Annotated in this window: 13 protein-coding genes; 8 read left to right on the top strand and 5 right to left on the bottom strand. The window is 50.9% G+C overall.

What is annotated here, in order from left to right; genetic code table 11:
• The first annotated feature begins 112 nt into the window (after positions 1-112).
• From FEK42_RS08480 to FEK42_RS08465, 4 genes are all read left to right on the top strand, one after another.
• Positions 113-1,012 (top strand): glycyl-radical enzyme activating protein, encoded by a 900-nt coding sequence (locus FEK42_RS08480; protein ID WP_135492067.1) that lies wholly within the window; start codon positions 113-115, stop codon positions 1,010-1,012.
• Positions 1,013-1,017: 5 nt separating this feature from the next.
• The gene (locus FEK42_RS08475; protein ID WP_131162154.1) at positions 1,018-3,450 is read left to right on the top strand and encodes a glycyl radical protein; all 2,433 of its coding nucleotides are present in this window, start codon (positions 1,018-1,020) and stop codon (positions 3,448-3,450) included.
• 145 nt (positions 3,451-3,595) lie between these two features.
• Positions 3,596-4,411: a sugar-phosphatase YbiV gene (gene ybiV, locus FEK42_RS08470; protein WP_135492066.1), complete on the top strand. Its 816-nt coding sequence runs from the start codon at positions 3,596-3,598 to the stop codon at positions 4,409-4,411.
• 151 nt (positions 4,412-4,562) lie between these two features.
• Complete coding sequence (locus FEK42_RS08465) at positions 4,563-5,822, top strand: DUF1479 domain-containing protein (RefSeq protein WP_135492065.1); 1,260 nt, start codon at positions 4,563-4,565, stop codon at positions 5,820-5,822.
• Positions 5,823-6,061: 239 nt separating this feature from the next.
• Here the strand turns inward: FEK42_RS08465 and FEK42_RS08460 are convergent, their stop codons facing one another.
• The gene (locus FEK42_RS08460) at positions 6,062-7,654 is read right to left on the bottom strand and encodes an ABC-F family ATPase (protein WP_130205149.1); all 1,593 of its coding nucleotides are present in this window, start codon (positions 7,652-7,654) and stop codon (positions 6,062-6,064) included.
• A gap of 218 nt (positions 7,655-7,872) precedes the next feature.
• Here FEK42_RS08460 and ldtB point away from each other — a divergent pair, with 218 nt between their 5' ends.
• A complete protein-coding gene (ldtB, locus tag FEK42_RS08455) occupies positions 7,873-8,793 on the top strand; it encodes a L,D-transpeptidase (protein ID WP_001056384.1) in 921 nt (306 codons plus the stop codon).
• Between the two features lie 214 nt (positions 8,794-9,007).
• On the opposite strand, the gene FEK42_RS08450 is transcribed toward ldtB, so the two are convergent.
• Both FEK42_RS08450 and mntR read right to left on the bottom strand, forming a co-directional pair.
• Complete coding sequence (locus tag FEK42_RS08450) at positions 9,008-10,126, bottom strand: anion transporter (RefSeq protein WP_138211793.1); 1,119 nt, start codon at positions 10,124-10,126, stop codon at positions 9,008-9,010.
• On the bottom strand, positions 10,123-10,590 hold the full coding sequence (gene mntR, locus FEK42_RS08445; RefSeq protein ID WP_130259766.1) for a manganese-binding transcriptional regulator MntR: 468 nt from the start codon (positions 10,588-10,590) through the stop codon (positions 10,123-10,125). Before mntR ends, FEK42_RS08450 begins: the two co-directional genes overlap by 4 nt.
• Before the next feature lie 185 nt (positions 10,591-10,775).
• On the opposite strand from mntR, the gene mntS reads away from it, so the two are divergent.
• Together mntS and opgE are read left to right on the top strand one after the other, a co-directional pair.
• Positions 10,776-10,904, top strand: coding sequence for a manganase accumulation protein MntS (mntS, locus tag FEK42_RS08440; RefSeq protein ID WP_001001761.1), 129 nt, complete (start codon positions 10,776-10,778; stop codon positions 10,902-10,904).
• Positions 10,905-11,173: 269 nt separating this feature from the next.
• Entirely contained in the window at positions 11,174-12,757 is a 1,584-nt protein-coding gene (opgE, locus tag FEK42_RS08435) for a phosphoethanolamine transferase (RefSeq protein WP_135492064.1), read from the top strand.
• A 48-nt stretch (positions 12,758-12,805) separates the two neighbouring features.
• Here opgE and ompX read toward each other — a convergent pair whose 3' ends face one another.
• Together ompX and FEK42_RS08425 are read right to left on the bottom strand one after the other, a co-directional pair.
• A complete protein-coding gene (gene ompX / locus FEK42_RS08430; RefSeq protein WP_105289445.1) occupies positions 12,806-13,321 on the bottom strand; it encodes an outer membrane protein OmpX in 516 nt (171 codons plus the stop codon).
• A 52-nt stretch (positions 13,322-13,373) separates the two neighbouring features.
• Positions 13,374-13,439, bottom strand: coding sequence for a protein YliM (locus FEK42_RS08425; RefSeq protein WP_120795379.1), 66 nt, complete (start codon positions 13,437-13,439; stop codon positions 13,374-13,376).
• 233 nt (positions 13,440-13,672) lie between these two features.
• Here FEK42_RS08425 and rhtA point away from each other — a divergent pair, with 233 nt between their 5' ends.
• The gene (rhtA, locus tag FEK42_RS08420; protein WP_135492063.1) at positions 13,673-14,560 is read left to right on the top strand and encodes a threonine/homoserine exporter RhtA; all 888 of its coding nucleotides are present in this window, start codon (positions 13,673-13,675) and stop codon (positions 14,558-14,560) included.
• Positions 14,561-14,588: the final 28 nt, after the last annotated feature.

Genomic DNA, 14,588 nt, shown 5'->3' with positions numbered 1-14,588 from the left:
ACTTTTGTATGAAATCAGACTATCACGAAAAAACTCTCTGAACAGTTGATGCACATCAATCTAACTTTCATTCGAAAGTATTTTAATGTTTGAACGAAAAAGAGGGGCATCTATGATTTTCAACATTCAGCGCTATTCGACCCACGACGGTCCCGGTATCCGCACGGTAGTTTTCCTTAAGGGGTGCTCGCTGGGCTGCCGCTGGTGTCAGAACCCGGAAAGCCGCGCCCGCACGCAAGATCTGCTGTATGACGCACGACTGTGTCTGGAAGGCTGCGAACTATGCTCAAAAACCGCTCCGGAAGTGATTGAGCGCGCGCTGAATGGTTTACTCATTCACAGGGAAAAGTTAACGCCTGAACATCTGACGGCGCTGACCGACTGCTGTCCGACTCAGGCATTAACCGTGTGCGGTGAAGCGAAAAGCGTTGAGGAGATCATGGCGACCGTTCTGCGCGACAAACCGTTTTACGATCGCAGCGGCGGCGGCTTAACGCTTTCCGGTGGTGAGCCGTTTATGCAGCCGGAAATGGCAATGGCACTACTGCAAGCCAGCCACGAGGCCGGTATTCATACTGCGGTAGAAACCTGTCTGCATGTGCCGTGGAAATATATCGCCCCTTCTCTGCCCTATATCGATCTGTTTCTTGCCGATTTAAAACACGTTGCCGACGCGCCGTTTAAACAGTGGACTGACGGCAGCGCCGCCAGAGTGCTGGATAATCTGAAAAAACTCGCGGCGGCGGGCAAAAAAATCATTATTCGCGTGCCGCTGATTCAGGGCTTTAATGCCGATGAAGCCAGTGTGAAAGCCATTACCGATTTTGCCGCCGATGAGTTGCACGTTAGCGAAATTCATTTCCTGCCCTACCACACGCTGGGCATCAACAAATATCACTTACTTAATCTGCCCTATGACGCCCCGGAAAAACCGCTTGATGCGCCAGAACTGCTCGACTTTGCCCAGCAGTATGCCTGCCAGAAAGGGTTAACCGCGACCTTACGAGGATAACAACCATGACCACACTGAAACTGGACACGCTCAGCGACCGCATTAAAGCGCACAAAAATGCGCTGGTGCATATTGTGAAACCGCCGGTCTGTACCGAGCGCGCACAGCACTATACTGAGATGTATCAACAACATCTCGACAAGCCAATCCCGGTACGTCGCGCGCTGGCGCTGGCGCACCACCTGGCGAATCGCACCATCTGGATCAAACACGATGAGTTGATCATCGGCAACCAGGCCAGTGAAGTCCGCGCCGCGCCGATCTTCCCGGAATATACCGTCTCCTGGATCGAAAAAGAGATTGATGATCTGGCGGATCGTCCGGGGGCTGGTTTTGCAGTGAGCGAAGAGAACAAACGTGTTCTGCATGAAGTGTGCCCATGGTGGCGCGGTCAGACCGTACAGGATCGCTGCTATGGCATGTTTACCGATGAGCAAAAAGGCCTGCTGGCGACTGGCATCATTAAAGCGGAGGGCAATATGACCTCCGGCGATGCGCACCTGGCGGTCAATTTCCCGCTGCTGTTGGAAAAAGGGCTTGATGGTCTGCGCGAGAAAGTGGCAGAGCGCCGCTCACGTATCAACCTGACTGTGCTGGAAGATTTGCACGGCGAGCAGTTCCTGAAAGCGATTGATATCGTACTGGTGGCAGTCAGTGAACACATTGAACGTTTCGCTGCTCTGGCGCGAGAAATGGCCGCCACCGAATCCCGCGAAAGTCGTCGCGATGAACTGCTGGCGATGGCAGAAAACTGCGACATCATCGCCCACCAGCCGCCGCAAACTTTCTGGCAGGCGCTGCAACTGTGCTACTTCATCCAGTTGATTTTGCAGATTGAATCTAACGGTCACTCGGTGTCGTTTGGTCGTATGGATCAGTATCTCTATCCGTACTATCGCCGCGACGTTGAACTCAACCAGACGCTGGATCGCGAACACGCTATCGAGATGCTGCATAGCTGCTGGCTGAAACTGCTGGAAGTGAACAAGATCCGCTCCGGCTCGCACTCAAAAGCCTCTGCGGGAAGTCCGCTGTATCAGAACGTCACCATTGGCGGGCAAAATCTGGTTGATGGTCAGCCGATGGACGCGGTGAATCCACTCTCTTACGCAATCCTCGAATCTTGCGGTCGCCTGCGTTCGACTCAGCCTAACCTCAGCGTGCGTTACCATGCGGGAATGAGCAACGATTTCCTCGATGCCTGTGTGCAGGTGATCCGCTGCGGCTTCGGGATGCCTGCGTTCAACAACGACGAAATCGTGATTCCGGAATTTATTAAACTCGGTATTGAACCGCAGGACGCTTACGACTACGCAGCGATTGGTTGTATCGAAACCGCCGTCGGCGGTAAATGGGGCTATCGCTGCACCGGCATGAGCTTTATCAACTTCGCTCGCGTGATGCTGGCGGCGCTGGAAGGTGGTCGTGATGCCACCAGCGGCAAAGTGTTCCTGCCACAAGAAAAAGCGTTGTCAGCGGGTAACTTCAACAACTTCGATGAAGTCATGGACGCGTGGGATACGCAAATCCGTTACTACACCCGCAAATCAATCGAAATCGAATATGTCGTCGACACCATGCTGGAAGAGAACGTGCACGATATTCTCTGCTCGGCGCTGGTGGATGACTGTATTGAGCGAGCGAAAAGTATCAAGCAAGGCGGCGCGAAATATGACTGGGTTTCTGGCCTGCAGGTCGGCATTGCCAACCTCGGCAACAGCCTGGCGGCAGTGAAGAAACTGGTATTTGAACAGGGTGTGATTGGTCAGCAACAACTGGCTGCCGCGCTGGCGGAAGACTTCGACGGCCTGACTCACGAGCAGTTGCGTCAGCGTCTGATTAACGGCGCGCCGAAGTACGGCAATGACGATGATAGCGTCGATACGCTGCTGGCTCGTGCTTATCAGACCTATATCGACGAACTGAAACAGTATCATAACCCACGCTACGGTCGTGGCCCGATCGGCGGCAATTATTACGCAGGTACATCATCTATTTCCGCCAACGTACCATTCGGCGCGCAGACTATGGCAACGCCGGACGGACGTAAAGCGCATACCCCGCTGGCAGAAGGCGCAAGCCCGGCCTCCGGCACCGACCATCTCGGCCCAACGGCGGTCATCGGCTCAGTGGGTAAACTGCCTACCGCAGCGATTCTCGGCGGTGTGTTGCTCAACCAGAAACTGAACCCGGCGACGCTGGAGAACGAATCTGACAAGCAGAAACTGATGATCCTGCTGCGCACCTTCTTCGAAGTGCATAAAGGCTGGCACATTCAGTACAACATCGTTTCCCGCGAAACATTGCTGGAAGCGAAAAAACATCCGGATCAATACCGCGATCTGGTGGTGCGCGTAGCAGGTTATTCCGCCTTCTTCACCGCGCTCTCTCCAGACGCACAGGACGATATCATCGCCCGTACCGAACATATGCTGTAACTCTTCCGCCCGGCGGCCACCGTCGCCGGGCTATATCATTCACAGTATCAATTTCTCGCTCAATTACATTCGAAATAAATTTGTGCCCTGCGTCACATTGTTATTACACTGTGGCGGTTTGCATTCATTGCCAGGAGCACTTCTTATGAGCGTAAAAGTTATCGTCACAGACATGGACGGTACTTTTCTAAACGACGCCAAAACGTACAATCATGAGCGTTTTATGGCGCAATATCAGGAACTGAAAAATCGCGATATTGAGTTCGTTGTCGCCAGCGGTAACCAGTATTACCAGCTCATTTCCTTCTTCCCTGAGCTAAAAGATGAAATCTCTTTTGTTGCAGAAAACGGCGCTCTGGTTTACGAACACGGCAAGCAGCTTTTTCACGGCGAACTGACCCGACATGAATCGCGGATTGTTATTGGCGAGTTATTGAAAGATAAACAACTGAATTTTGTTGCCTGTGGTCTGCAAAGTGCATACATCAGTGAAAATGCCCCGGAATCATTCGTTGCATTGATGGCAAAACACTACCATCGCCTGAAACCTGTAAAGGATTACCAGGACATTGACGACGTACTGTTCAAATTTTCTCTGAACCTGCCGGATGAACAGATCCCACTGGTGATAGACAAACTGCACATTGCACTCGACGGCATTATGAAACCGGTGACCAGTGGTTTTGGGTTTATTGACCTGATTATACCTGGCCTGCATAAAGCGAACGGTATTTCACGGTTGATAAAACGCTGGGATTTGTCGCCGCAAAATGTGGTAGCGATTGGCGACAGCGGTAACGATGCGGAGATGCTGAAAATGGCGCGTTATTCCTTTGCGATGGGCAATGCTGCGGAAAATATTAAACAAATCGCTCATTACGCTACCGATGACAATAATCATGAAGGCGCGCTGAATGTGATTCAGGCAGTGCTGGATAACATCGCTCCTTTCAATCGTTGATCTTCCCCCGGGCCGGAGTGACCACTTCGGCCTCTCGCCTTTTTGCTCGCTTTGTGCGGTGACTCAAGATCTTTATCTTGCGTTAACTTATTTTTAACTTAAAGTATCAATCGTAATCATTTTACTTTCGAACGAAAGATGAGAGGTTGATATGACTTTTTCCTGTGAGACGCTGCCCACAGATGCGAAAGCGGCTATCCGAGAAATGAAAGCTGCGCTGCGGGAACAGCTCGGTGATGTACAACAGGTTTTCGATACACTCTCTGCAAAAATCGAAACGCGTGTTGCTGAAATCGATGCCCTAAAAGCGCAAGGGCTGCCGGTTTGGCCGGAAGTTTCTTATAGCGATATTGCCGCAGGGACAGTAAGCGATGTCACTCGCAATGAAATTAAACGTCGCGGCTGTGCAGTAATAAAAGGTCATTTCCCTCGCGAGCAGGCGCTGGCGTGGGATCGTGCCATGCTCGATTATCTCGATATCAATCATTTTGATGATGTTTATAAAGGCCCTGGCGACAGTTTTTTCGGCTCACTGGAGGCTTCTCGTCCCGAAATCTATCCCATTTACTGGTCACAAGCACAGATGCAGGCGCGGCAGAGCGAAAATATGGCTGCTGTGCAATCTTTCCTGAACCGCCTGTGGAAGTCTGAAAGCAACGGCAAGCAGTGGTTTGATCCTGATATCAGTGTGATTTACCCGGGCAGGATCCGTCGCCGCCCTCCAGGTACTACATCTAAAGGTCTGGGCGCGCATACCGATTCTGGTGCGCTGGAACGGTGGTTATTGCCCGCTTATCAGCGCGTTTTTGCCAATGTGTTCAATGGTAATTTCGATGATTACGATCCCTGGGATGCTGCACACCGGACTGATGTCGAAGAGTACACGGTGGATAACACGACCAAATGCTCAGTGTTCCGCACGTTTCAAGGCTGGACTGCGCTCTCTGATATGATATCGGGTCAGGGATTGTTGCATGTGGTGCCTATCCCGGAAGCGATGGCGTATGTTTTATTGCGCCCGCTGCTGGATGACGTACCGGACGATGAACTGTGCGGGGTTGCACCTGGCAAAGTTCTTCCCATTTCAGAGAAATGGCATCCACTATTGATTAAAGCGCTGACATCCATTCCCGCGATAACAGCAGGGGATTCCGTCTGGTGGCACTGCGATGTGATTCACTCCGTCGCGCCAGTAGACAATCAACAGGGTTGGGGCAACGTGATGTATATCCCTGCTGCGCCAATGTGCGAGAAAAATCGGGCTTATGCACACAAAGTCAAAATGGCGCTGGAAAAAGGCGCATCACCGGGCGACTTCCCGCGGGAAGATTATGAAGCAAACTGGGAAAGCCGCTTTACACTGGATGATCTGAACATTCACGGTAAGCGCGCACTGGGCATGGACGTGTAAGAGTTGATGGATTATTGGAAGTGAGGTTAAGGAAGTAGGTTCGATGTTGCTCAGATTGCTGACAAAGTGCGCTTTGTTCATGCCGGATGCGGCGTTACCGCCTTATCCGACCTAAAACGGCTTGCAGATTCAATACATTGCAGGTCCTGCGTAGGCCTGATAAGCGTAGCGCATCAGGCAATCTTGCGTTTGTCCTCAGCCACCGTCACCCCGACTGTATCGGGGTGACGGGCAATAACTTACTCGATCCCTCTGCTACGCAGGTAATCTTCGTAATTACCGCTAAAGTCGATCACGCGTTCCGGAGTGATTTCCAGAATGCGGGTCGCCAGGGAGCTTACAAACTCACGGTCGTGAGAAACAAAGATCAGCGTACCCTGATACAGTTCCAGCGCCATGTTCAGTGACTCGATGGATTCCATATCCAGGTGGTTGGTCGGTTCGTCCATGATCAGAATGTTCGGCTTCTGCATCATTAACTTACCAAACAGCATCCGCCCTTTTTCCCCACCGGAAAGCACTTTAGCTGGCTTTTTGATATCGTCCTGGCTGAACAGTAAACGACCGAGAATGCTGCGTACCGCCTGCTCGTCATCGCCTTCCTGCTTCCACTGGCTCATCCATTCGAACACGGTCAGATCATTTTCAAACTCATATTCGTGGTCCTGGGCATAGTAACCAATGCGCGCGTTCTCAGACCATTTTACGGTGCCGCTGTCCGGTTGCAGATCGCCCACCAGTGTTTTCAACAGGGTCGATTTACCGACGCCGTTGGTACCCAGTACCGCCAGTTTTTCACCGACTTCCAGCAGCAGGTTAAGATTTTTAAACAGCGGACCGTTATCAAAACCTTTTGTCAGACCTTCCACTTCCAGCGCGTTACGGAACAGTTTCTTATCCTGCTCAAAACGGATGAACGGGTTCTGACGGCTGGAGGCTTTTACCTCTTCCAGTTTGATTTTATCAATCTGACGCGCGCGCGAAGTCGCCTGGCGAGATTTCGAGGCGTTGGCGCTAAAGCGGCTAACGAAGGATTGCAGCTCAGCAATCTGCGCTTTCTTCTTGGCATTATCAGCCAGCAGACGTTCACGCGCCTGGGTCGCGGCCGTCATGTACTCATCGTAGTTGCCCGGATAAACGCGCAGTTCGCCGTAGTCCAGATCCGCCATGTGGGTACAAACCATGTTGAGGAAGTGACGGTCGTGCGAAATGATGATCATGGTACTGTCACGCTCGTTCAGCACCTGCTCCAGCCAGCGAATGGTGTCGATGTCCAGGTTGTTGGTCGGTTCGTCGAGCAGGAGAATGTCCGGGTCAGCAAACAGCGCCTGCGCCAGCAGCACACGCAGCTTCCAGCCAGGAGCAACTTCACTCATCGGGCCGTAGTGTTGTTCCAGTGGAATACCGACGCCAAGCAACAATTCCCCCGCACGCGATTCTGCAGAGTAACCGTCCATTTCGCCGTATTTCACTTCCAGATCGGCCACTTTGTAGCCATCTTCTTCGCTCATTTCCGGCAAAGCATAGATGCGGTCGCGCTCTTGCTTCACTTCCCACAACTCTTTATGCCCCATGATCACCGTATCCAGCACGGTGTACTCTTCAAAGGCAAATTGATCCTGGCGCAGCTTACCAATGCGCTCATTCGGATCGAGGGAAACGTTGCCCAGCGTCGGCTCAAGGTCGCCGCCGAGGATTTTCATAAAGGTGGATTTACCACTACCGTTCGCGCCAATCAGGCCGTAACGGTTGCCGCCGCCAAATTTGACGGAAATGTTTTCAAACAACGGCTTACTGCCAAACTGCATGGTGACGTTACTGGAAACTAACACAGGCGTATCCTGAAAAGAGATATGACAAACCGCGCATTATGCCATAAGTCTGAAAGAAGATCCCGTCCGTCGCTTAAGGTCTACACTCTTCCCAAAGGCAAAAAATGTGATTTAGTACACATCTGATTTCACTGTTAGCTGGAATGAACATATAATGCGCTTCCAATACTCTAATATTCTCAACCTAATGGCCTGCCAGGCACTAAATCTCGCTTAACATGAATATGAAATTGAAAACATTATTCGCAGCGGCCTTCGCTGTTGTCGGCTTTTGCAGTACCGCCTCTGCGGTAACTTATCCTCTGCCAACCGACGGGAGTCGCCTGGTTGGTCAGAATCAGGTGATCACTATCCCTGAAGGTAACACTCAGCCGCTGGAGTATTTTGCTGCCGAGTACCAGATGGGTCTTTCCAACATGATGGAAGCGAACCCGGGTGTGGATACCTTCCTGCCGAAAGGCGGCACCGTACTGAACATTCCACAGCAGTTGATCCTGCCAGATACCGTGCATGAAGGTATCGTCATTAACAGCGCAGAGATGCGTTTGTACTACTATCCGAAAGGGACCAACACCGTTATCGTGCTGCCGATCGGGATTGGTCAGTTAGGTAAAGACACACCTATCAACTGGACCACCAAAGTAGAGCGTAAGAAAGCAGGCCCGACCTGGACACCGACCGCCAAAATGCACGCAGAGTACCGCGCAGCGGGCGAACCGCTTCCGGCAGTCGTTCCGGCTGGCCCGGATAACCCGATGGGGCTGTATGCACTGTACATCGGTCGCCTGTACGCTATCCACGGCACCAACGCTAACTTCGGTATCGGTCTGCGCGTAAGCCACGGCTGTGTGCGTCTGCGTAACGAAGACATTAAATTCCTGTTCGAGAAAGTGCCAGTCGGTACTCGCGTGCAGTTTATCGATGAGCCGGTAAAAGCGACTACCGAGCCAGACGGCAGCCGTTATATTGAAGTCCATAACCCGCTGTCTACCACCGAAGCCCAGTTTGAAGGTCAGGAAATTGTACCGATTACTCTGACGAAGAGCGTGCAGACAGTGACTGGTCAGCCAGACGTTGATCAGGTTGTTCTGGATGAAGCGATTAAAAACCGTTCCGGGATGCCGGTTCGCCTGAATTAATCGTTAAAACTTAAGCACAAGGCGGAGTGATAAGCCGCCTGAGGCTGCTCATGGCAATACATAATTGCCTGATGCGCTACGCTTATCAGGCCTACGCAGAACCTGCAATATATTGAATCCGCAAGTTTTTGTAGGCCGCATCCGGCATGAACAAAGCGCGTATTACCAACACTCAGAGGCGGACTAATAATCCGCCTTTTTAATTTGTCAGACCTTACCCCGCCGGGATCATAACCAACAAAACATATCCCACCAGCGCCGCCCACAACAGCATCGGTATTGAATAGAGATGGAAACGCCACCAGATACGGCGATCGTTCGCCATCCGTAGCGCAATCAAATTTGCCAGCGATCCGGGTAATAAACCAAAGCCACCTACATTTACCGCCCATGCCAGTAGTAAAGACGGTGGCACATAATTGAGCAGCAAAATCGTGCCCGGCACGTTACTGATTACCTGCGATAAACCAATCGCCGTCAGCCATAATCCAGGTTCAGATAAATGACTCACGTTGCTCAACACGCCCTGTAATACCGGAAGTTGGGTCAGTAAATGGACGTCGATAAACATCGCCATAAACACCAGCAGCAACGTCCAGTCCACGCTCAGCACCACGCGACGCGCCAGAAGCGCAAAGCCCGCCGCCACAATCACCAACCCCCACAGCTCTTGTTTCAACTCCAGCGCCATAAGGAAGACGATATACAGCCCCAGACAACTCCACACCAGCCGAGGCTTCCACTCCGGCATCTGCGAACCAGTATGGTATTGCAGCGCCTTTCCAGGGAAACAACACCAACACAGCAGCAGTAGTGTCAGCATCATCGCACCAGCCAGCGGGGCCATTTGGGCAATAAAACCGACAAACGAAAGATCAGAGCGTCCCCAGATTAGGATATTTTGCGGATTGCCAATCGGCGTCAGCAACGATCCGGCATTCACCGCCAACGCCTCGAAAATAATCAGCCGATTAACCGGGAGCTCACACAGTCTTTTTAGCGTGATGGTCAGCGGAACCACAATAAACAGCGCGACGTCGTTGGTCAGAAACGTAGAAAGCAGCGCCGCTGCCAGCACCATAAACATCGCCAGTCGACGCTCAGTAGCAAAACGGCGCACCATTTTGCGCCCAAGCACATCAAAATAGCCGCTTAACTCGACGCCTTTGGTCAGCAGCATCAGGCCACTTAAGGTAATGATGGTGTGCCAGTCAATAGCGCCAGGCCAGGACTTAGGTGTGAAAGGAACGAAAAAACTTAATCCGATGCCAACAAGAATTAATAACTGAAAAAAGCGATCGCCTTGCAGCGAGCGTAAAAAAGGCAGGCTCATTTAGCACCGTGTTTCTGGGTAAACAAACGAAAGGCGTCCAGCGTCTCCTCACTGACATGGTGCTCCATGCCTTCCGCGTCGCGACGGGCGATTTCCGGGCTAACGCCCAACACCAACAAGAAATTTTCGACGACCTGATGACGCTCGCGACTTTCCTGCGCCAGCTTCTCTCCTTCTGCCGTTAAAAACACGCCACGCCAGGGGATCATTTCAATCAATCCCATTGTTGCCAGTCGCTTAAGCATTTTAGCCACCGTAGGTTGAGAGACTCCCAGACGGGCGGCCATATCAACCTGGCGCGCTTCTCCCACCTCCATCATCAGGTCAGAAATCAGCTCAACGTAATCGTCGATAAGTTCACGGCGATGTGCCTCTCTGACCTGGCGGAATCCTTCAACGTGCTCTTCCACGTTCACTAACTGCGTCACTTTTTTTGCTGTTGGCGTACCTGCGCGACGACTCATTGTGCTTCCTCATTATGGTGACACATACATAGCGTTCTCATTTCGTGCGCACATTGTAAACCAGAGTTGCGAAGGTACAAAAAATTAACGTTTTAGCAATAGCTATATAATATAGCCTGTGCTATATCTGTATGTAATGCAATCATCCCTCATGGAACGACGGGATTAGCAAGTCAGGAGGTCTTATGAATGAGTTCAAGAGGTGTATGCGCGTGTTTAGTCACTCTCCCTTTAAAGTACGGTTAATGCTGCTCTCGATGTTGTGCGATATGGTCAACAACAAACCGCAGCAAGATAAACCTTCCGATAAATAGCGGCGTCGCGGTACGCCGCTTTACTCCTGCTTTATTGCAGGCATAGATTGTTCTGGATTGCCCCCCCCACTTTTTATCGGATTTGCTATTCTCTTCGCAAAAGATTTGTTCCTCAGTAGTTGACCTGAACGGCAGCTCGCTCTATCTTCTTGCAGCCCTGCGTATATTGCGGCTCGCAGATGCGGACCCTTCCCCCTCTTCACGCACACTTGCAGGTATTGACCCTTGACGCCAGGGTAAGCACATGGCGTTTGTTACGATAGTGGCATATGAACTTAACCCTTAAAGAATCGCTTGTTTCCCGTAGCCGGGTTTTTAGCCCGTGGACTGCGTTCTACTTTTTACAGTCGCTATTGATTAACCTTGGTTTAGGTTATCCCTTTAGTTTTCTCTATACCGCCGCTTTTACTGCCATTTTGCTTTTGTTATGGCGGATGTTGCCGCGCGTGCAAAAAACCTTAATAGGCGTCTGTTCGCTGGTGGCGGCCTGTTATTTCCCTTTTGCTCAGGCGTATGGTGCGCCTAACTTCAATACATTGCTGGCGCTGCATTCCACCAATATGGAAGAGTCGACCGAAATTCTTACGATCTTCCCGTGGTATAGCTATCTGGTCGGCTTATTTATTTTTGCGCTCGGCGTGATTGCGATCAGGCGGAAAAAAGAGGATGAAAAAGCACGCTGGAATAAATTCGACAGCCTGTGTCTGGTATTCAGTGTGGCGACATTTTTTGTCGCTCCGGTTCAAAATCTCGCCTGGGGCGGCGTATTTAAACTTAAAGACACCGGTTATCCGGTATTTCGTTTTGCCAGGGATGTCATCGTCAACAATAACGAGGTGATTGAAGAGCAGGAACGGATGGCGAAACTTTCCGGGATGAAAGATACCTGGACAGTCACTGCAGTTAAACCCAAATATCACACTTATGTGGTGGTCATTGGCGAAAGCGCACGTCGCGATGCCCTCGGTGCCTTTGGCGGTCACTGGAACAATACCCCGTTTGCCAGCAGCGTTAACGGCCTGATTTTTTCTGATTATATTGCTGCCAGTGGCTCCACGCAGAAATCTCTCGGATTAACGCTTAACCGCGTAGTCGATGGCAAGCCACAGTTTCAGGATAACTTTGTGACCCTGGCCAACCGAGCAGGATTCCAGACCTGGTGGTTTTCTAATCAGGGGCAAATAGGCGAATACGATACAGCTATCGCCAGCATCGCTAAACGTGCAGATGAAGTGCAATTCCTGAAAAACGGTAATTTTGAAGCAGATAAGAACGCTAAAGACGAAGAACTACTGACAATGACCGCTCAGGTATTGGCGGAAGAACACTCGCAGCCGCAACTGATTGTTTTGCATCTGATGGGCTCACATCCTCAGGCCTGTGACCGGACACAAGGCAAATACGAAACCTTTGTACAATCGAAAGAAACATCGTGCTATCTCTACACCATGACGCAAACTGACGATTTACTGCGCAAACTGTACGACCAGTTACGCAACAGCGGCAGCAGTTTCTCCATGGTTTATTTTTCAGACCACGGTTTAGCCTTTAAAGAACGCGGAAAAGAAGTGCAATACCTGGCCCACGATGATAAATATCAGCAGAATTTCCAGGTGCCTTTTATGGTCATTTCCAGCGACGATAAAGCGCATCGGGTGATTAAAGTCCGCCGTTCAGCCAATGATTTCTTAGGTTTTTTCTCACAGTGGACGGGAATTAAAGCGCAGGAAATCAACATCAACTACCCGTTTATTTCCGAGAAGAAAGCCGGGCCAATCTACATCACCAACTTCCAGTTACAGAAGGTGGACTACAACCATCTCGGAACCGATATTTTCGACCCGAAACCTTAAAAACAAAAATCCGCCCCGAGGGGCGGATTTTTTATATCACCGAAGTGATTAGAAGCGGTAACCAACACCGGCAATCCAGGTGCCTACGTCAACGCTACGAATACGGCTCTGCTCGTAAGAGAAGTCCAGAGCAACGTTTTCGATCGGGTTGAACTGCAGACCTGCGCCGTAGGAGAAACCGTAGTCGCTGGTGTCGTGTTTATAGGTCGGGTAGTTGGTGTCCTGGAATTTACCGTAGCCCACACCTACAACACCGTAGATGCTCGCCCAGTCGTTGATGCGGTATGCCGGACCAGCAGTGATGCCGTAGTACTGGGTTTTGTTGTAATCGCCTGCACTGTTAGTACGACTTTTTTCAGTGTAAGTGAAAGAACCGATCACACCCAGCGGGCTGTTGTCTTCTTCATAGCGGTATTTCAGGTTGAAACCGCCCATTTTGTTCATTTTGCCCTGAGCGTCGCTCTGAGCGTAACCGCCAGTTACGGTAGAAGTAGCAGCTACGGAAGTACCTGCGGTGAAAGCCAGAACTGCGGCCAGTGCTGAAAGACATGCAATTTTTTTCATAACCACCTCAAATGTGATTCAAATAAGTCCTAAGCTTTAAATATATCAAAAATTAATGGGAAACTCTTCGCGATTTGTGATGTCTAACGGGCCATTTCATGTAACAGAACGTTTCCACATGCCGCTATCCATCTAAATTTACATCATTTTTTCAGTAAACTGCGTAAGTATTACGCATATTTTCACTGTCGTTCATCCAGATTATTCCTAATCACCAAGCTGATGAATCAATCAATCCTGGCGCATTTTAGTCAAAACGGGGAAAAATTTTTCAACAAATGCTCAACCAGTTTTAGTTATATCCAGTACACTCCTCGCTTTACCTGACTATACAAATTTATGGGGGAACGGATGCCAGGGACATTACGTAAAATGCCGGTCTGGTTACCGATATTATTATTGCTCGTTGCCATGGCGTCTATTCAGGGCGGGGCCTCATTAGCAAAGTCGCTTTTTCCACTGGTCGGCGCGCCGGGCGTGACTGCACTGCGCCTGGCGCTGGGAACACTGATTCTTATCGCATTCTTTAAACCGTGGCGACTGCGGTTTGCCAAGGAACAGCGCTTGCCGCTGTTGTTTTACGGCATCTCACTGGGTGGAATGAACTATCTTTTTTATCTTTCTATTCAGACCGTACCGCTTGGGATTGCGGTGGCGCTGGAGTTCACCGGACCACTGGCAGTGGCGCTGTTCTCTTCACGCCGCCCCGTAGACTTTGTTTGGGTTGTGCTGGTGGTACTCGGCCTGTGGTTCCTGCTGCCGCTGGGGCAGGATGTTTCGCATGTCGACCTAACCGGCTGTGCGCTGGCGCTCGGTGCCGGTGCTTGTTGGGCTATCTACATATTAAGTGGGCAACGCGCCGGTGCGGAACACGGCCCGGCGACGGTGGCAATCGGTTCGCTGATTGCGGCGCTTATTTTCGTGCCGATTGGCGCATTCCAGGCCGGAGAGACGCTCTGGCACTGGTCGGTTGTTCCATTGGGTCTGGCTGTCGCTATCCTCTCTACCGCTCTGCCCTATTCGCTTGAGATGATTGCCCTCACCCGTCTGCCGACCCGGACATTTGGTACGCTAATGAGTATGGAACCTGCACTGGCTGCCGTTTCCGGAATGATTTTCCTCGGTGAGACATTGGCGCCAATACAACTGCTGGCCCTCGGCGCGATTATTGCCGCCTCAATGGGCTCAACGCTGACAGCGCGCAAAGAGACTAAAATTAAAGAATTAGATATTAATTAAAGCTAGCTTTCTGCATGGTTATGCATAA

The organism is Escherichia sp. E2748, assembly GCF_005781125.1.
In the GTDB taxonomy this organism is placed as follows: Bacteria; Pseudomonadota; Gammaproteobacteria; order Enterobacterales; family Enterobacteriaceae; genus Escherichia.
Note: the sequence above shows the minus strand (reverse complement) of the source record. Positions and strands in the feature narration are given on the sequence as shown.